We start from the raw sequence: 17,178 nt of genomic DNA, 5'->3' as shown, positions 1-17,178 counted from the left end.
ACAGAATTCAGTATGGCAGGCAGCGACGTTCAGCCGGCTCTGAAAACACCGCACCGGTTTGGCAAACGCTATTGTTTGCAAACGAACTTTGACAACGAATTAGGATTCTCAAATGGCAAATACCGCACAAGCGCGCAAACGCGCTCGTCAAGCAGTTAAGCAAAACGCTCACAACTCCGCTCAGCGTTCGACCCTGCGTACCGCTATCAAAGCAGTTCGCAAGGCTATCCAGGCTGGCGACAAAGCTGCTGCTACCACCATCTTCCAGGCTTCCGTGTCGACCATCGACTCGATCGCTGACAAGAAAATCATCCACAAGAACAAGGCAGCTCGTCACAAGAGCCGTCTGGCAGCTGCCCTGAAGGCACTGTCCGCCTAAGTTCGTGTGCTGGCGGCATTAGCCGCCAAACAGGTGTACCGGAATAACCCGCTTGGCATTGCGCCATAGCGGGTTTTTCGCTTTGTGCTTACTTCATCGAAGCAGCCATGGAAGCGGCGGAGGCTGCCGATGCGGCAGCGGAGGCGGCGGCAGAAGCGGCTTTTTTGGCTTTCTTGGCTGACTTCTTGGCGGATGCTGCGTCCGAAGCAGCGGCGGAGGCGGCCGATGCGGCGGAAGCCATTGGCGCGGCAGAGGCCATCGATGCCGCCGACGCCGCGGCGGAAGCCGATGCCGAGCCTTTCATATGATGATCGGCAGCGAAAGCGGAGAGGGACAGCAGGGAGGCAAGCAGCGCGACAGTAGTCTTAGACATGACGAACTCCTTTTATAGTGGATGAAGGTTCTGGTGAACCTGATTCATCAACGCTGCCGCGACTTGCCCGGTTGACTTGTTTAGCGCGTATCCACGTCGTCCGGCGAGACCTCCATCCACTCGCCCGGCATCAGCGGATGGCTGGCCAGGGAGATGCCGCCGATCGCCGAGCGCACCAGGCGCAGGGTGGGGTGGCCGATGGCCGCCGTCATACGGCGCACCTGGCGGTTTTTGCCCTCTTGCAGGGTAAGCGCCAGCCAGCAGGTGGGCTGGTCGGCGCGCTGGCGGATCGGCGGATTGCGCGGCCAGATCCACTCGGGATCGGCGATGCGCACCGCCTTGCAGGGCTGGGTGGTGAAGTCGCCCAGGTCGAGCGGCGCTTGCAGGCGCGCCATGGCCGCAGCATCCGGCACGCCTTCCACCTGTACCAGGTAGGTCTTGGCTTCCTTGCGGTCGGGGTGGGCGATCTTGTGCTGCAGCTTGCCGTCGTCGGTCATCAGCATCAAGCCCTCGCTGTCGTAGTCGAGGCGGCCGGCGGGGTAGACGTTCGGGGTCTTGATGTAATCGGCCAGGGTTTCTTTATCTCCCGAGGGGGAAAACTGGCACAATACCTGGAAAGGTTTATTAAAAAGTATCAGAGGCATAGGTTGGTAGTATAGCGCCCAGTAAAATACTGGTGCATAATGTGGAACGCCAGTGTCTTATGTCTTATAGAAGACTGCCAAAACCCTTCTTCGGAGAACACGATGTACCAACATATCAAAGTACCAGCCGACGGCCAGAAAATCACCGTTAACGCCGATTATTCCCTGACCGTGCCTGACACCCCGATCATTCCATACCTGGAAGGCGACGGCACCGGCGTCGACATCACCCCGGTGATGATCAAGGTGGTCGACGCAGCTGTCGCCAAGTCCTACGGCGGCAAGCGCAAGATCAGCTGGATGGAAATCTTCGCCGGCGAGAAGTCGACCAAGGTCTACGGCCCGGACGTGTGGCTGCCGGAAGAAACCCTGAAGGTACTGAAGGATTATGTGGTGTCGATCAAGGGCCCGCTGACCACCCCGGTCGGCGGCGGCATCCGTTCCCTGAACGTGGCCCTGCGCCAGGAGCTGGACCTGTACGTCTGCCTGCGTCCGGTGCGCTACTTCAAAGGCGTGCCTTCGCCAGTACGCGAGCCTGAGAAGACCGATATGGTGATCTTCCGCGAAAACTCGGAAGACATTTACGCCGGCATCGAGTACCAGCAAGGCACCGAAGCTGCCAAGAAGATCATCGATTTCCTGACCAAGGAAATGGGCGTGAAAAAGATCCGCTTCCCTGAAACTTCGGGCATCGGCATTAAACCGGTGTCGATCGAAGGCACCGAGCGCCTGGTGCGCAAAGCGATCCAGTACGCGATCGACAACGACAAGCCGTCCGTGACCATCGTCCACAAAGGCAACATCATGAAGTACACCGAAGGTGGCTTCCGTGACTGGGCCTACGCGCTGGCGCAGAAAGAATTCGGTGCTGAGCTGATCGACGGCGGCCCATGGTGCAAGTTCAAGAATCCAAAGACCGGCCGCGAGATCACCGTCAAGGATTCGATCGCCGACGCGTTCCTGCAGCAGATCCTGCTGCGCCCAGCGGAATACTCTGTGATCGCCACGCTGAACCTGAACGGCGACTACATTTCCGACGCGCTGGCAGCGCAAGTGGGCGGCATCGGTATCGCTCCAGGCGCCAACCTGTCGGACTCCGTGGCCATGTTCGAAGCGACCCACGGCACCGCGCCTAAGTACGCAGGCAAGGATTATGTGAACCCAGGTTCCCTGATCCTGTCGGCTGAAATGATGCTGCGCCACATGGGCTGGACCGAGGCGGCCGACCTGATCATCTCGTCGATGGAGAAGGCGATCACCTCCAAGAAAGTCACCTACGACTTCGCCCGCCTGATGGAGGGCGCGACCCAGGTGTCGTGCTCCGGCTTCGGCGACGTGATGATCGAGCAAATGTAAGGCGAGTTCGCTCCTGCAGAAACCCCGCTATCCGCAAGGAGGCGGGGTTTTATTTTGCCGAGCTGAGTTCCCGGACAAGTTCTTTCGCAGCGCCGGCATTCGGATAGTTCGGATTGAGCTGCAGCGCTTGCCGGTAGGCCAAGAGGGCTCTGTCCCTGGCGCCGATGCGTGCGTAAAACTCACCCAGCGTGTCGCGCAGGTTGGCGTCGCCCGGATGAAGCTCGACAGCTGCCACGAGCAAGGGGATGGCGTCGCCACCCTGGGCGGCGACTGCGTAAGCCAAGCTGTTCAAGGCTGCCGGGCTGGCGCCACCTGAAGGGGTGCTCGACAAGGCCGCCTGCAATGCGCGTCTGCCCGGATCTGCCCTGCCACCGAGGATCGCGACCGCTCCATACAAGCTCAGTGCCGCATCGGTATCGCCGTAATAATCCAGAGCCAGCTGCGCCGCCTGCATTGCCGTTCCGTTCTCGTCCCTTCCAAGCAGGCGCAGCGCGATCTCGCGCAACTGCACGGTGTAATCGGGATACGCTTGCGTGCCACGGAACGCTTGCATCTGCCTGCCCAGCTTGGCGATTGCAGGGGCGCCTTCAAGCCACGGCCGGGCGGTGCGACTTGCGCGGGACCAGTCGGCATGCAGCGCGCTGACTGCCTGTTCGAACGTTGGCGAGAAGCGTTGCCCTTGCGGGATCGCTGGATTGCGGCGATACAGTTCGATGTAGTCCTTGCAGAAGCCGATGGCGCCGATGTTGGAATAGCGCTCCAGGTTCTTGCCACTGTCGGCCAATGCTTGCGCCATCACGCTGCCGGCAAGACGCAGCTGCGAAACACTGGGGGCGGGGGCCGCGAACGCGGAGTCGATTTCGGCAGTATCGTCGACCAGCGGCGGCCTGCCGGCTTCGACGTGGCTGCGTCCCTCGTTGTAAAGGCCTTGCATCGTCTGGTAAAGGGGACGCAAGCTTGGTTGGCGAATATAGGGGGCAAGCTGCCAAGCCTCTCCCGTCACGTTTTCAAACAGCCGGCTGGCAAAGTCAGTGAGCTCGACGCGCTGCAGGTTGGCCGCTACCGCAATGCTCAGGCGGCGCGAAGGAAATACGAACAGGTGGGTCGATGTTTCAGGCTGTATGCCGTCGTGCGAAATGACGTACTTGCCATCCAGTGGGCGGGTCTCCCAGCCCATGCCATAGCCGGTCAAGTTGCCGGCCTTGGTGACCATCGAGGTGCCCATCAGTGTCAGGCTGGCGGCGGACAGCAGGCGCCCCTGGGTGATGCCCTGGCCAAAACGCAGCATGTCGCTCACGCTTGAGCGCGTGCCGCCAGCCGAAAACCGGCTGCTGATGTCGACGAATTCCGAGTGCGCGAGCCGGCGGCCCTCCAGCTGGTAGCCGCGTACGCGCCTTGGAATCAGGGCGAGCGGGTCGTCGAGCCGGGTGGCCGACATTCCCAACGGCCCCCAAATCGCTCCCTGCATATATTCACTGTAGGTCTGGCCGGATGCTCCTTCGATAACGGCGCCAAGCAAGTTATAGCCGTAGCTGGTGTAGCGGTAGCGGGTGCCGGGTTCGGCCACCAGGTCGAAGTCCTGGAATACTGCCAGCGACTGCCGCGTATCTTTGTGCTCTTTGAAATGCTGCTCTAGCCGCGGGTTGACATAGGCGTTGATACCGCCAAGGTGGCCCAATAGCTGGCGTACCGTGACCGGATAGGGCTTGCGCGGAAAGTAGGGCACATAAGTTTGCACTTCAGCGTCAAGGTCGACCTTACCTTGTTCAACCAGGCGCAGGATGCCAACGGCGGTCATCGGCTTGGTCACTGAAGCCAGGCGGTAGCTTGAGTCGGCGTGCGCGCGAACGTTGTTCTCCAGGTCAGCGAAGCCGTAGCCCTTGGCCCAGGTAATACCGTCCTGCGCATAGCCGATCGACAGGCCTGGGATTTTGCGCGCGGCCATCTCTGCGCGCACGAAACGTTCGAAAGCCCGGCTTGGCTGATGTGCGACGGGCGCGGCTTGTGCAGGCAGGAGCAGGGCGGCAAGCAGGAAAAACGGGCAGGATTGGCGCATATGCGAGATTGCGAGTTGTCAGGGCTGGCGAATTTTAGGCGGCGAGCTGGCCGCCAGCAGGTGAAAATGCACGAACTGCACTGGCGGGCCGCCAATCGCACTAGCATGGGAGTGTTGTTCGCTACAATGCCCGCATGACGCGACTTCTCACGCTGTGCTTCCTGCTGCTCTTGGTCCCTTGGCGGGCTATGGCCTCCGTGCCATTGGACGGCCTGTCGTTCCACGAAGTCGTCGGTCAATTTTCCGAGTGCGGCCGCGCGCCGGGCGCTGCGTCGGCAGGCTTTTCATTCGATGCCCTGCGCGCGCGCCAGTTTCATTGTCTCCAGGCGCAATTCACCACTACCCGCCAACCGGATCGCCCGCAGTATTTGCGGCTGTCCATGCTTGCGTCGAGTGAAATCTACCTGGATGGCATCCGTGTCGGAATGAACGGCGTGCCGGCGGATACGGCGCCAGGTGAGCGGCAGGGGCGGATTGATTACGTTATGGTGCTGTCGCCGGATCAACTGGCCGTTGGACAGCATAGCCTGGTTTTGAAGCTGTCGACCTGGCATGGCAGCGACAGCATCCAGGAGCAGTTCTATGACATCTCGATAGACGACACGGTGCCGGGCGCTAGCGGCAAACTGCTGCCGATCGTGCTGGCAGGAGCGCTTGGCCTGGTGGCGGGCTTGTTCCTGGTATTGCTGCTGGCGTATCAGTGGCGCGCCTCATGGTTGGTCTTTTTCGCGTTGTGCGCAACCGCCAGCCTGCTGCTCGTGGTCGAGGCCTGGCGCGGCGTAGCCGGGTACGAGTATGGATTTCACCTGGCCAGGCTCGTGGCAGTCCAGGTGCTGACCGGCGTGTTTGCGCTACTGCTGCCTGTTTATTTCCTGGTCGCCTACGGCCTGCGATACAAGCGCTTGGTGGCGGGAGCGGTGGCACTGGCAGTCGCCGCCATCGGGGCGACCGGACTCCATTTTGATGCGAAGGCAGCCTTGATGTTCAGCGCGGCGCTGGTTGCGAGCGTTGGCATCAACTTGCTGGCGATGAGGCGGGGTATTCCCGGCAGCCGTACCGGCCTGGCGGTGGCGTTTCTGTCGCTGGCTCTGTGGCTGGTTCCTGGTACCGGCTTCTTTTCCGAAACCGGATTTGCGCTGGTGGTGGTGCTGCTGTTGCTCACCATTCTCGGGCAGCTGCTGCGCCAGTTCATTCGCGACCGCGAGAAAGCGATGCTGGCGACGCGCCTTGAGAATCAACTGCTTCGAAAAAGCATGCAGCCGCATTTCCTCATGAATTCATTAAGCCTGATTAGCGAGCTGGTACATCAGTCACCCGTGCAGGCGGAACAGTTTATCGAGGCCTTGGGGCGCGAATTCCGCATGCTGGGCGACTATGCAAACCAGGCGACGATTCCGTTGGCCCGGGAACTGGAGTTGTGCCATAACTATCTGGCCATCATGGCGGTAAGGCTGCAAAGACCATGCGCGCTGACAGTCAGCGGTGAGCCGGGTGCCCTTTGCCTGCCGCCGGCGGTGTTGCTGACTTGTCTGGAGAATGCGTTCTCACACAACCGCTACCGGGATGACCTGGTTTTCGAAATGGCTATCGCACGCGGCGGCGATGGCGCTTCCTTATCCTTGACGATGCCCTTGGCGGAAAAGCGCAAGCATCACGGACGAGGGACCGGCTCGGCGTATATCCTCAATAGTTTGCGCGAGGCTTTTGCCGACAAGGCCAGCTACCAAGCCGTACGCCAGGATGGCCGTTGGCTTGCGACGATCAGGATTCCCGCATGAATATTCTGATTGTGGAAGACGAACCCCTGATCGCCCAACGGCTGGAGCGGGAGGTACGTGGCTTTTTTGGGGCGCGACTGGGTAAGCTTGCACTGGGCGAGGATGTCGACGAGGTACTGGCCGTGCTGCGTGCCGGGGAGGTCGACCTGCTGCTACTCGACCTGAACCTGCATGGGGACGATGGTTTCCGTCTGCTGGAATTGGTCAACAAAGGAAGGTTCAGTACCATCATCGTCTCGGCCTACCCCGAGCGGGCGGTACATGGCTTTGACTTCGGTGTCCTTGACTTTGTCGCCAAACCATTCAGCCAGGCCCGCCTGCACCGGGCGTTTCAGCGCTATGCCGATCGCGCTGCGCATGGGGAGGCGCGCTCGCTGATCATCAAGAAGATGGGATGCATTGAATTGTTGTCGTTCGACGAAATCAGCCATATCCGCGCCGATGGGCACTATACGCGGGTCCATATGTGTGATGGCAGTGGACACTTCCATGACAGTCCGCTGGATAAGCTGATGGCGGCGCTGCCTGCAAACTTTTTGCGCGTGCATCGTTCTTATGCCGTGAATATGCGCCATTTTGTCCGCCTGCATATAGAAGCTGGCGGCAAGTACCTGATCGACACGCTTGTCGAGCAGGGCATACCGGTCTCGCGCAGCTTGTATCCCGCAGTCAGGAGCGCGTTGGCAAAACTCTGAGATAGCGCAAAGTGCCTGCACGCGGCGGAATGGAGAATGGAGCGTTCCCACCCCGACAGGAGGCCGTTCATGTCGCAGAGCTTGCTTGACGATGAAGCGTGTCCGTCCGAAGATGATAAGGACGCGCGCATTCACCAGCTGGAGAAAAAGGTGGAAACCCTCAATTGCGAACTGGCTTTGTTACGTCAGCACATGGACAGTGGATTTGCCCTGGTGCGTTCCGACATGGCTGCCCGCTTTGCCGAAGCCGACCTGAGGATCGCCGAGCGCTTTACCGAGTCTGAACAAAGGACTGCCAAGCGTTTTGCCGAGTCCGAACAAAGGACTGCTGAACGGTTTGCCGAGTCCGAACAAAGGACTGCCGAACGGTTTGCCGAGTCCGAACAGAGGACTGCCGATCGATTTGCCGAGGCTGCTCAGCGGCAGGATGACAACATGAAGACGTTGACGTGCCAGCTGCAAGCGCAAATGGTCGAATCGGAAAGGCGGCAGGAGGCTCGACTGTTGGAATTGTCGCGGCGACAGGATGCTTTCAGCCGCTGGATGGTCGGCATGGCCGTCGGCATTGTGGTATTGGTCGCTAACATGGCCAGCCGGCTTTTTTAGTGATGCCGGTAATGAAGGCAAGCTAGCTGCCGCTCCGCGACAAGGGCGACGATAGGCGAGGGGCCGGCCAGGATGAATCCGGCCCGCTCCAGCACACGGGCGGAGGCAGCATTGGCGATGGTGACGTGGGCGTCAAGGCCGGCCAGCTCCCACCGTCCATACGCCAGTTCCATCAAATGCGACAGCGCGGCGCCAGCCAGGCCGCGGCCGATGGCCGAGGCAGCAATGCGATAGCCGACTTCGGCCCGCCCGCCGATGCGGTCGATATCTTTCAGGTTGCAGCGGCCAATAATGTCCCCATCTTCGAGCAGCAGGCAAGGATGCATGCTGCCGGCTGAATAGCGGGCCAGGTAGTCCTCTATATGTCCGGCCACGCCGGTCAGATTGTAAAAGTCTGGCGTTCGCGCATCGACCTGCGATTCGAACCAATTGCGGTTGGCGAGTTCGAAAGCGAGCAGGGCGGGCGCATCAGCTAAGCTGAGGGTGCGAATTTGCATGACGAAATCGGCATAGTTTTTCAGCGGCAATGGCGAAAAAAAAACCCCGCGGGGCGGGGCTTTTGCTTATCCGAAGCCAGGTTTAGCTGGATTGGATGTTGGAAGCTTGCTTGCCTTTAGGGCCTTGCGTGACTTCGAACTGCACTTTTTGACCTTCTTTCAGGGTCTTGAAGCCGTTCATGTTAATAGCGGAAAAGTGTGCGAACAAATCCTCGCCGCCATCATCAGGAGTGATGAAGCCAAAACCTTTGGAGTCATTGAACCACTTAACGGTACCAGTTGCCATATTAAAAAAACCTTCATTAAAAACGAATCACACGAGCCATAAAAGCAAGAAGCTTCCTGCCCCCTCCTCGACAACTCACTTCTTACCAACGAATGTACAGATCTGCACAAGGTCGATATGGCATTGTTGGCGGAACAATTTTTAATGTCAAGCGCTTTCACTAGCACATGGTGAGCTTTTTGCAACAGCTTTTTTTTCGGCCCCTTGATTTTGGCCAAGCTGACCGCCATCTGCGGCAATCGGCGAAAACGCGTAAGATGAGTACTGGTGGAAATGGCCCTCTTAAATGGGCGTTGCAACTAGTCTGAAAGCATTAGAATATAAGCGTATGGCAACCAAGCATGACACCGAAACCGTCCTGGAACGGCAGGCAATAAAGCCGCCACCTATGTACCAGGTGGCGCTCTTAAACGACGACTACACTCCGATGGAGTTTGTCGTCGCCATCATCCAGGAGTATTTCAATAAGGACCGGGAAACGGCCACACAAATTATGCTGAGTGTCCATCGCTACGGCAAAGGCGTGTGCGGCGTTTTCTCTAAAGATATAGCTTCAACCAAAGTGGAGTTTGTTTTAACGCATGCACGCAAGGCGGGGCATCCCCTGCAATGTGTGATGGAGGAAGTATGATTGCGCAGGAATTGGAAGTAAGTTTGCATATGGCGTTTGTCGAAGCGCGGCAAGCACGGCACGAGTTCATTACCGTGGAGCACTTGCTGCTGGCGCTGCTTGACAATCCATCGGCAGCCGAGGTGCTGCGCGCCTGCGCAGTGAATATTGAGGACTTGCGCAAAACGCTGACCAACTTCATCGGCGATAACACGCCGACCGTGCCCGGCACCGGCGAAGTGGATACCCAGCCAACCCTGGGTTTCCAGCGCGTGATCCAGCGCGCGATCATGCACGTGCAGTCGGCTTCCAACGGCAAGAAGGAAGTGACCGGCGCCAACGTGCTGGTGGCCATCTTCGGTGAAAAGGACTCGCACGCGGTTTACTACCTGCACCAGCAGGGCGTCACCCGCCTGGACGTGGTCAACTTCATCTCGCACGGCGTGCGCAAGGACCAGCAAATGGATTCCGGCAAGGCATCGGAGGGCGTGGAAGAGGGCACCGTGCCCGAAGGCCAGGCCAAGGAGTCGCCGCTGGACCAGTTCACCCAGAACCTGAACAAGTCTGCCGCCGAGGGCAAGATCGACCCGCTGATCGGCCGCGAAGACGAAGTGGATCGCGTGATCCAGGTACTGTGCCGCCGCCGCAAGAACAACCCGCTGCTGGTGGGCGAAGCCGGCGTGGGCAAGACCGCTATCGCGGAAGGCCTGGCTTACCGCATCACACAAGGCGACGTGCCGGAAATACTGTCCGGCGCCGTAGTCTACTCGCTCGACATGGGCGCGCTGCTGGCCGGCACCAAGTACCGTGGTGACTTCGAGCAGCGCCTGAAGGCAGTGCTCAAACAGCTGAAAGACAACCCGAACGGCATCCTGTTCATCGACGAGATCCACACCATCATCGGCGCCGGCTCGGCGTCGGGCGGCACGCTGGATGCGTCCAACCTGCTGAAACCGGCGCTGGCGAACGGTCAGCTGAAGTGCATCGGCGCGACCACCTTCACGGAATTCCGTGGCGTGTTCGAGAAAGACCATGCGCTGAGCCGCCGCTTCCAGAAGGTGGACGTGAACGAGCCGACCGTGGAGCAGACCGTGCAGATCCTGCGTGGCCTGAAGTCCCGTTTCGAGGAACACCATGGCGTGAAGTATTCGTCGTCGGCGCTGACCACCGCTGCCGAATTGGCGGCGCGCTTCATCAACGACCGCCACCTGCCGGACAAGGCCATCGACGTGATCGACGAGGCGGGCGCCGCCCAGCGCATCCTGCCGAAGTCCAAGCAGAAGAAAACCATTGGCAAGACCGAGATCGAGGAAATCATCTCCAAGATCGCGCGCATCCCGCCGCAGACCGTCAACCAGGACGACCGCAGCAAACTGGCCACCATCGACCGCGACCTGCGCAATGTGGTGTTCGGCCAGGACCCAGCGATCGATGCACTGGCTTCGGCGATCAAGATGTCGCGCGCCGGCCTGGGCAAGCAGGACAAGCCTATCGGTTCCTTCCTGTTCTCCGGTCCGACCGGCGTCGGCAAGACCGAGGTGGCCAAGCAGCTCGCCTTCATTCTGGGCATTGAGCTGATCCGCTTCGACATGTCGGAATATATGGAGCGCCATGCGGTGAGCCGCCTGATCGGTGCGCCTCCCGGCTATGTGGGTTACGACCAGGGCGGCCTGCTGACCGAGGCGATCACCAAGAAGCCGCACGCCGTGCTGCTGCTGGACGAGATCGAGAAGGCGCATCCGGATATCTTCAATATCCTGCTGCAGGTGATGGACCACGGCACGCTGACCGACAACAATGGCCGCAAAGCGGACTTCCGCAACGTGATCATCATCATGACCACCAACGCGGGTGCCGAAAGCCTGCAGAAACGTTCGATCGGCTTCACCGACAGCAAGGAAGCGGGCGACGAGATGGCGGACATCAAGCGCATGTTCACGCCGGAGTTCCGCAACCGCCTGGATGCGACCATCAGCTTCCGTGCGCTGGACGAGGAAATCATCCTGCGCGTGGTCGACAAAGTTCCTGATGCAGCTGGAGGAGCAACTGCACGAGAAGAAAGGTGGAAGCCATCTTCAGCGAGAAACTGCGCAAGTTCCTGGTGAAGAAGGGCTTCGATCCTTTGATGGGTGCGCGCCCGATGTCGCGCCTGATCCAGGATATGATCCGCAAGGCGCTGGCCGACGAACTGCTGTTCGGCCGGCTGGTGTCAGGCGGCCGGGTGATCGTCGACCCTGGACGAGGCCGAAGGCATCAAGCTGGAGTTCCCGGAGCCGGATGGCGGCGCCAAACGCCACCGCCGGAAACCGTGGAAGTCGAATAAGCGGCTTAGCCGCTTCAGAAAACCCGCTCAAGGACTGAGCGGGTTTTTTTTTATGTGATCAGAACTCCTGCAATTGCTTGAGGGCTGCCACGCGGCGGCGCGATACTTCCACCGTCATGTCGTCGATGCGCAAGGCCATGGTGCCACCTTCGCCGTTGTCGATGCCCGTTACTGCGGTCCAGGGTTGACGATGTGGCGGCGGCTGGCGCGGAAGAATTGCTGCGGGTCGAGTCGCTGTTTCCAGTTTGCAGCAGGGAGCGCGCCAGAAGCGGGTGCCGCGCCGTCGAAGTAGAGACGGGTGTAATTTCCCTCGGATTCGAACAGGCGAATATTTTCCAGCCGCAGCGAACCAGCAGCGCTCTCCGTCGCGGATGAACAATTTGCGTGGAGCCCGCGCTGGGTGTCGGCGCGAGGACCGAGCCGCGCGGCCGCGCGCTCCAATGCCGCAGCCAGCCGCTGCGGTTCGATCGGCTTCATCAGGTAGTCAAGCGCACTCGCTTCGAAGGCCTGCCAGGGGCGTACTGGTCGAACGCAGTGGTGAAAATTACTCTTCCGGCGCATCGTCCAGCGTGGCCAGCAGGTCGAAGCCGCTGCCACCCGGCATTTGCACGTCCAGCAGCAGCAAGTCTGGTTGCAAGGCGGCGATTTGCAACGCAGCTTCCGCAGCATTGGCGGCTTCACCGACGATGGTGACGCCCGAGTGTGGTAGGCCAGCATGCGCCGCAATTCGGCGCGCGCCCAGGCGTTCGTCGTCGACAATCAGGACGCGCATTATGTTGTTCTGCTCTCTGGATGAACTGGTCGCTGGCGAGCATACATCGATTTTGGGATTGCCAGCACACGACTTCCACCGCCATGCCTGCCACGCTCAATGCGAGCGAGCCGCCGGCTGTTTGTACGATGCGGTCGACGTCGGCCAGGTTGACCAGATGGCGGCTGCTGGCGCGGAAGAATTGCTGCGGATCGAGCAATTTCCTCCAGCAGCGACAGTGGGCGGGCAATCAAAGGCGAACCGCCGTCGAAATAGATTCGCGTGTGCCGGCCATCCGCTTCGAACAGGCGGATATCGGTCAGGCGCACGAACCAGCAGCGTTCACCATCGCGGATGAACAGCCTGCGCGGCTTCTTGCCCATGCCGGTACGGACAGCGGCACGTTCCAGGGCGGCAGCGAGGCGTTGCGGATGGATCGGCTTGAGCAGGTAGTCGGCCTGGCAAGGGCCATGGCCTGTGGTGAGAATGACTTCCGGCACGTCGTCCAGCGCATCGAGCAGGTCGAAGCCGCTGCCGTCCGGCATTTGCACATTGAGCAGGATCAGGTCCGGCGCCAAAGCGGCGGCTTTCGCAATGCCGTCGGCAACGCCGGCCGCTTCCCCGACGATTCCTCCAGGTGCAGGTGGCCGGCCAGCAGGCGGCGCAGTTCCTTGCGGGCCAGCCGTTCATCGTCGACGACCAGCACGCGCATCATCATGACAAGGGGAAGGTCAGGCTAGCGCGCACCCAGCCATCGCGTTCGACCAGGTCCAGGCTGGCGCTACCGCCCTTGGCATGCAGCAGTCTTTTGCGGGCGTTGGCCAGGCCGACCCGCGTTGAATTGCCAAGCTTGGCCAGTGCGCCGCGGTTGGCTACCTCAATCAAGGCACGGCCATTGGCATGGCTGGCGCTGATGCGGATCTCCGTTCCGACACTGCTTTGCTCGACACCGTATTTGACCGCGTTCTCGACCAGCGTCTGCACCGCCATCGGCGGGATTGCGACGCTATCCATGCCGCCGGCGATGTCAATCGCTACGCACAGGCGTTCCTCAAAGCGTATCTTTTCTATGGCGAGGTAGGACTGCACCGGCCTCCATCTCCTCTTTCAGCGGCACGGTGTCGGCGTAGCTGGAAGCCAGCGTGTAGCGCATCAGTGTCGCCAACTGGTCGATCATTTGCGCGGCCGATTGCTGGTTCTCGAAAAATCAGCGCGCGCACACTGTTCAGGCTATTGAAGAAGAAATGGGGATTGACCTGCGCTTGCAGGGCTTTCAATTCGGCTTCCTTGGCCAGCACATCCAGGCGCAACGCTTCCGCTTCGAAGCGGTTGGCGCGGCGCAAGGCCGTGGCAGCCATATACGATACTTGCCATGCAAGCATGATGCCGGACCAGAACAGGAACAGCATCGGCAACCAGCTGCCGCCGTCGGCGGCGCCGACCAGCGTGCGCGCGATGACCGTGACACTCGCCAGTTTGCAATGGGCCGAGAATGAAAATGGCCCACGGCGAGCTGGCGCCAGTCCGCCCGGCGCGAGTTCCAGTCGCGCAGCTTCATGTAGCGGTGCCATAAGTCCGTCAGCAGCATTCCGCTGACTCCGTCCAGGATGCAGGTCAGGACTGCGCCTGGTTTTTTCCAGGAACGGTCCGTTGACCAGCAGGACGAAGGCGGTGACAGCACCCCAGCCGAGTCCTTGCAGCATCCAGTACCAGTTGATCCTGGGCCCAGCAGCGGTTTTTGCGATGGTTCCATGTTTGTGTATGTCAGGCGGTGAGCGGAAAGCGCAAGGTTGCCCTGTATCCAGCCATCATCTTCGCTGAGGTCCAGGCTGGACTGCTCGCCTTTGGCGAGTTGCAGCCGTTTGCGCGCATTGCCCATGCCAACACGGGTCCGAGCCGGTATTGGCGAGCAGCGTGCCCTGGTTCGTGACTTGGATCACCGCATGCTGGCCAGACTGGCGCGCAATGATGCGGATCTCGCTGCCATCGGTACTACTAGCGCTCGACGCCGTACTTGACCGCATTTTCAACCAGGGGTCTGCAAAGTCATCGGCGGGATCGTGACGTGCGCCATGCCGGCGTCGATTTCAAAGTGTGCGCGCAGGCGTTCCTCGAAGCGCAGCTTCTCGATGTCCAGGTAGGCGCGCACGGCATCCCAGTTCCTGCTGCAGCGGCACGCAATCGCTAAAGGTCGACATGAGCGTGTAGCGCATCAGGGTCGCAAGCTGGTCGACCATGTGGGCGGCATTGTCGATGTTTTCGTACATCAGGGCACGGACGCTGTTCAGGCTATTGAAGAAAAAGTGTGGGTTGACCTGGGATTGCAGGGCGCGCAGATTCTGCGTCCTTTGCCAGCACTTCCAGCCGCAGCGCTTCCGCTTCGAGCCGCGAGGCGCGACGCAGGGCGACAGCCGCCATGTAGCAGATGGTCCAGCCCAGCATGACCGCACACCAGAAGGCCAGGTCCATTGGAATGCGTTCCGAACGGCCTGCTGCGGCCATCTCCGGTGAGTAGATGTAGGTGGCCAGCTCAGAGATAGCTGTCTGCAACGGCGCCAAGACCAGCGCAGCCACCACTGGCAGGCGCCAGTCGTTGCCATGGCGGTTCCAGCGCCACGACTTGAAGAGACGGTGCCACGCGTTGGTCAACATCCAGCCGCAGCCAAACACCAGGATGAATGCGGTCAGCAATTTGGCGTCCGTATAGCGGCCATTGCCAAGGATGAGCAGCAGGAACAGTGTTCCCCAGCCTACGGTTTGCAGTGTAGCGAACCAGCCAAGGCGGGAGATCAGGGAGCGTTGACGGTCCATGTCGTCGTTTCCTTTATGCTGCGATAGGGAAGCGCAGGGTGGCTCGCACCCCAGCCATCGTTTTCAGCCAGGTCCAGGGTGGCATGTTCGCCTTTGGACAGCACCAGGCGCTTGCGGGCATTGCTGACCCCAACGCCGGTCGAATGACGGTTTGGCTGGAGGCTGCCCCGGTTGGCGACCTCGATGATGGCGGCGCTCCTCCGGCGCGCTGCGCACGAATCTTGATTGCGCTGCCGCTGGAGGATTGTTCAACGCCATATTTCACCGCGTTCTCCCACCAGCGTTTGCAGCGCCATCGGCGGTACTGTGATGGTTTCCATGTCCGCTTCCACGTCGATGCCGAACTGCAGCCGTTCTTCGAAGCGGATTTTTTCGATCGCCAGGTAGGCTCTGACTGCGCCCAGTTCTTCTTGCAGGGGAACGCAATCGTTGTAGCTGGAGACCAGGGTGTAGCGCATTAGGGTGGCCAACTGATCGATCATATTGGCTGCGGAGCCGATATCCTGGTAGAGCAGTGCGCGTACGCTGTTCAGGCTATTGAAGAAGAAGTGCGGGTTGACCTGGGCCTGAAGTGCGCGCAATTCCGCATCCTTGGCCAGGACTTCGAGGCGCAAGGTTTCTGACTCCAGCAGTAGCGCTTCCGCCTCCAGGCGTTGGTTGCGGCGAAGGGACAAGGCTGCCATGTAGCAGACATTCCAGGCCAGCATGACGCCAATCCAGAACGACAGCAGCATCATGAACCACACGGGGCTGCCGACGTACCAGTTTTGCACCGGAAACGTGATAATCGATGGCGGTGTTACTGACAGTTTGCAGCAGGCCCATGGCGGCTGCAGAAAGGCCTGCGGCTTGCCAGCTAAGCTGCTTGCCGCGCTTAAGCCGGAAGTTGCAGAGGTGCCGCCACAGCGCGGTCAAGGCCAGGCCGCCCAGCCCGCACCAGGCGGCAAGCGGAAAGTAAGTGACGTGCAGCTTATTGACGACGGCTACGAACAGGGCGACACACCGGCTCCACCCCGAGCGCCTGCAGCAGCCAATAATAATGTTCTCTTTTCATGGGTTGGGAGCATACCGTATCCAGTCCGCCGCAGTTGCAAGCGACATGACGAGTGGTCGAAATGGATGACGGGCGGTTGCTCAGCGACGGTGCCGGCGCGCATGCAGGGGAAAGACGAACCAGGTGCAGATCAACAGCAGGAAGGCGGCCAGGCCCCCGGCGGCGCTGCCCACATCGCTGCCGGTCACCATGTAGAGCACCACCGCAATGTCCAGCGCCAAGCCGGCGGCGAGTGGCGCCAGGGCGTAGCAGATGGCGCGCGAGGAGATCTTGATCGCGTGCATGGAAACCTGGCCCGGTTCCGCCAGGCGGTGGTAGGCGGCAGGCAGCATGACCAGCGCAATGGCTACCACCACCAGTGCCAGGGCGGCGGCGTGACAGTCCTGGGCGTAGACCGGCAGCTTTTCGAAGCGCTCGTTGAAGACGGCAATGGCCTGGAAACCGAACAGGGTCTGGATACCAGGCAATATCATGCGCGCCTCTTCAATGATGCGCCCCATCTGTTCTTTCAGTGACTCTCTTTCGGTGTGCTGGTCCATGCCGCCGATTCTAGTGGGCAGCCGGTTTCGCAGTGCGCGCGGCTGCCCCGCCACGACGCCTGTGTGCCACCAGTCCCGCACCGTAGGTGGACATGTGGTCGTCGTCGAAATACAGGGCCTTGGCGTCCTTGACGGCGTAGCAGCGCGCGGCATCGCAGAACAGCGATTCGGGCCGCAGGATGCGCACGCCGGCAGGCAGTTCACCCAAGCGCTGCTCGACATAGGCGCTTCGGCGATGCCACCAGTCCATGCTGACGCCGTCCACGGTGCGCGGGTCGTCGGCCTGGCGTATCAGCTTATCCACCTGGCGCGGCAGTTCAGGGCGCTTGCAGTACCACGGTCACGTGTTTGCCTGCGCTGATAAAGCGGTTCAATATCGTCTTGTAGGAAGCCCAGATGGCGGCCCGTTTGGTATCGGTG

At 60.5% G+C, this 17,178-nt stretch carries 21 protein-coding genes and 3 pseudogenes; 7 read left to right on the top strand and 17 right to left on the bottom strand.

The window, feature by feature from the left end; all coding sequences use genetic code 11:
* Positions 1-112: 112 nt before the first annotated feature.
* Positions 113-379 (top strand): 30S ribosomal protein S20, encoded by a 267-nt coding sequence (gene rpsT / locus ACQ4MM_RS08130; protein ID WP_055937377.1) that lies wholly within the window; start codon positions 113-115, stop codon positions 377-379.
* 88 nt (positions 380-467) lie between these two features.
* On the opposite strand, the gene ACQ4MM_RS08125 is transcribed toward rpsT, so the two are convergent.
* Together ACQ4MM_RS08125 and ACQ4MM_RS08120 are read right to left on the bottom strand one after the other, a co-directional pair.
* Complete coding sequence (locus ACQ4MM_RS08125; protein ID WP_431476895.1) at positions 468-752, bottom strand: hypothetical protein; 285 nt, start codon at positions 750-752, stop codon at positions 468-470.
* A gap of 80 nt (positions 753-832) precedes the next feature.
* Complete coding sequence (locus tag ACQ4MM_RS08120; RefSeq protein WP_431476894.1) at positions 833-1,396, bottom strand: pseudouridine synthase; 564 nt, start codon at positions 1,394-1,396, stop codon at positions 833-835.
* A gap of 102 nt (positions 1,397-1,498) precedes the next feature.
* On the opposite strand from ACQ4MM_RS08120, the gene icd reads away from it, so the two are divergent.
* Entirely contained in the window at positions 1,499-2,752 is a 1,254-nt protein-coding gene (gene icd, locus ACQ4MM_RS08115) for an NADP-dependent isocitrate dehydrogenase (RefSeq protein ID WP_431476893.1), read from the top strand.
* 49 nt (positions 2,753-2,801) lie between these two features.
* On the opposite strand, the gene ACQ4MM_RS08110 is transcribed toward icd, so the two are convergent.
* Positions 2,802-4,808, bottom strand: coding sequence for a serine hydrolase (locus ACQ4MM_RS08110; protein ID WP_431476892.1), 2,007 nt, complete (start codon positions 4,806-4,808; stop codon positions 2,802-2,804).
* Positions 4,809-4,942: 134 nt separating this feature from the next.
* On the opposite strand from ACQ4MM_RS08110, the gene ACQ4MM_RS08105 reads away from it, so the two are divergent.
* From ACQ4MM_RS08105 to ACQ4MM_RS08095, 3 genes are all read left to right on the top strand, one after another.
* A complete protein-coding gene (locus ACQ4MM_RS08105) occupies positions 4,943-6,586 on the top strand; it encodes a histidine kinase (protein ID WP_431476891.1) in 1,644 nt (547 codons plus the stop codon).
* Entirely contained in the window at positions 6,583-7,281 is a 699-nt protein-coding gene (locus ACQ4MM_RS08100; protein ID WP_431476890.1) for a LytR/AlgR family response regulator transcription factor, read from the top strand. Before ACQ4MM_RS08105 ends, ACQ4MM_RS08100 begins: the two co-directional genes overlap by 4 nt.
* A 69-nt stretch (positions 7,282-7,350) precedes the next feature.
* Complete coding sequence (locus ACQ4MM_RS08095) at positions 7,351-7,887, top strand: hypothetical protein (RefSeq protein WP_431476889.1); 537 nt, start codon at positions 7,351-7,353, stop codon at positions 7,885-7,887.
* Here the strand turns inward: ACQ4MM_RS08095 and ACQ4MM_RS08090 are convergent.
* The gene (locus ACQ4MM_RS08090) at positions 7,884-8,414 is read right to left on the bottom strand and encodes a GNAT family N-acetyltransferase (RefSeq protein ID WP_431476888.1); all 531 of its coding nucleotides are present in this window, start codon (positions 8,412-8,414) and stop codon (positions 7,884-7,886) included. The two genes, ACQ4MM_RS08095 and ACQ4MM_RS08090, sit on opposite strands and share 4 nt — an antisense overlap.
* Positions 8,415-8,466: 52 nt before the next feature.
* A complete protein-coding gene (gene cspE / locus ACQ4MM_RS08085; RefSeq protein ID WP_055937397.1) occupies positions 8,467-8,670 on the bottom strand; it encodes a transcription antiterminator/RNA stability regulator CspE in 204 nt (67 codons plus the stop codon).
* 328 nt (positions 8,671-8,998) lie between these two features.
* On the opposite strand from cspE, the gene clpS reads away from it, so the two are divergent.
* Both clpS and clpA read left to right on the top strand, forming a co-directional pair.
* Entirely contained in the window at positions 8,999-9,301 is a 303-nt protein-coding gene (gene clpS / locus ACQ4MM_RS08080; protein ID WP_055937573.1) for an ATP-dependent Clp protease adapter ClpS, read from the top strand.
* Positions 9,298-11,603 (top strand): annotated as a pseudogene (clpA, locus tag ACQ4MM_RS08075) (ATP-dependent Clp protease ATP-binding subunit ClpA). The gene clpS and the pseudogene clpA overlap by 4 nt, the downstream one beginning before the upstream one ends.
* Before the next feature lie 168 nt (positions 11,604-11,771).
* Here the strand turns inward: clpA and ACQ4MM_RS08070 are convergent.
* From ACQ4MM_RS08070 to ACQ4MM_RS08015, 12 genes and pseudogenes are all read right to left on the bottom strand, one after another.
* Complete coding sequence (locus ACQ4MM_RS08070) at positions 11,772-12,080, bottom strand: LytTR family DNA-binding domain-containing protein (protein WP_431476887.1); 309 nt, start codon at positions 12,078-12,080, stop codon at positions 11,772-11,774.
* 67 nt (positions 12,081-12,147) lie between these two features.
* Positions 12,148-12,375, bottom strand: coding sequence for a response regulator (locus tag ACQ4MM_RS08065; RefSeq protein WP_431476886.1), 228 nt, complete (start codon positions 12,373-12,375; stop codon positions 12,148-12,150).
* Positions 12,375-12,932: a LytR/AlgR family response regulator transcription factor gene (locus tag ACQ4MM_RS08060; RefSeq protein ID WP_431476885.1), complete on the bottom strand. Its 558-nt coding sequence runs from the start codon at positions 12,930-12,932 to the stop codon at positions 12,375-12,377. The genes ACQ4MM_RS08065 and ACQ4MM_RS08060 overlap by 1 nt, the downstream gene beginning before the upstream one ends.
* Positions 12,917-13,072, bottom strand: coding sequence for a hypothetical protein (locus tag ACQ4MM_RS08055; RefSeq protein WP_431476884.1), 156 nt, complete (start codon positions 13,070-13,072; stop codon positions 12,917-12,919). Before ACQ4MM_RS08055 ends, ACQ4MM_RS08060 begins: the two co-directional genes overlap by 16 nt.
* Entirely contained in the window at positions 13,069-13,443 is a 375-nt protein-coding gene (locus ACQ4MM_RS08050; protein WP_431476719.1) for a sensor histidine kinase, read from the bottom strand. The genes ACQ4MM_RS08055 and ACQ4MM_RS08050 overlap by 4 nt, the downstream gene beginning before the upstream one ends.
* Positions 13,406-13,712, bottom strand: a pseudogene (locus ACQ4MM_RS08045) (histidine kinase). Before ACQ4MM_RS08045 ends, ACQ4MM_RS08050 begins: the two are co-directional and overlap by 38 nt.
* A 668-nt stretch (positions 13,713-14,380) precedes the next feature.
* Positions 14,381-14,503: a hypothetical protein gene (locus tag ACQ4MM_RS08040; RefSeq protein WP_431477008.1), complete on the bottom strand. Its 123-nt coding sequence runs from the start codon at positions 14,501-14,503 to the stop codon at positions 14,381-14,383.
* 64 nt (positions 14,504-14,567) lie between these two features.
* Positions 14,568-14,642, bottom strand: a pseudogene (locus tag ACQ4MM_RS08035) (hypothetical protein); the annotation flags it as partial.
* A gap of 1 nt (position 14,643) precedes the next feature.
* A complete protein-coding gene (locus ACQ4MM_RS08030) occupies positions 14,644-15,165 on the bottom strand; it encodes a hypothetical protein (RefSeq protein WP_431477007.1) in 522 nt (173 codons plus the stop codon).
* 248 nt (positions 15,166-15,413) lie between these two features.
* Positions 15,414-15,938, bottom strand: a complete 525-nt coding sequence (locus tag ACQ4MM_RS08025; protein ID WP_431476883.1) for a sensor histidine kinase — start codon at positions 15,936-15,938, stop codon at positions 15,414-15,416.
* A gap of 361 nt (positions 15,939-16,299) precedes the next feature.
* Positions 16,300-16,758 carry a DUF6328 family protein gene (locus tag ACQ4MM_RS08020; protein WP_431476724.1) on the bottom strand — a complete coding sequence of 153 codons (459 nt, stop codon included), beginning with the start codon at positions 16,756-16,758 and terminating at the stop codon, positions 16,300-16,302.
* Positions 16,759-16,768: 10 nt separating this feature from the next.
* On the bottom strand, positions 16,769-17,062 hold the full coding sequence (locus ACQ4MM_RS08015) for an SGNH hydrolase domain-containing protein (RefSeq protein ID WP_431476882.1): 294 nt from the start codon (positions 17,060-17,062) through the stop codon (positions 16,769-16,771).
* Positions 17,063-17,178 lie beyond the last annotated feature (116 nt).

Origin of the sequence: Massilia eburnea, assembly GCF_050709955.1 — a bacterium.
Lineage (GTDB): Bacteria > Pseudomonadota > Gammaproteobacteria > Burkholderiales > Burkholderiaceae_D > Rugamonas > Rugamonas eburnea_A.
Note: the sequence above shows the minus strand (reverse complement) of the source record. Positions and strands in the feature narration are given on the sequence as shown.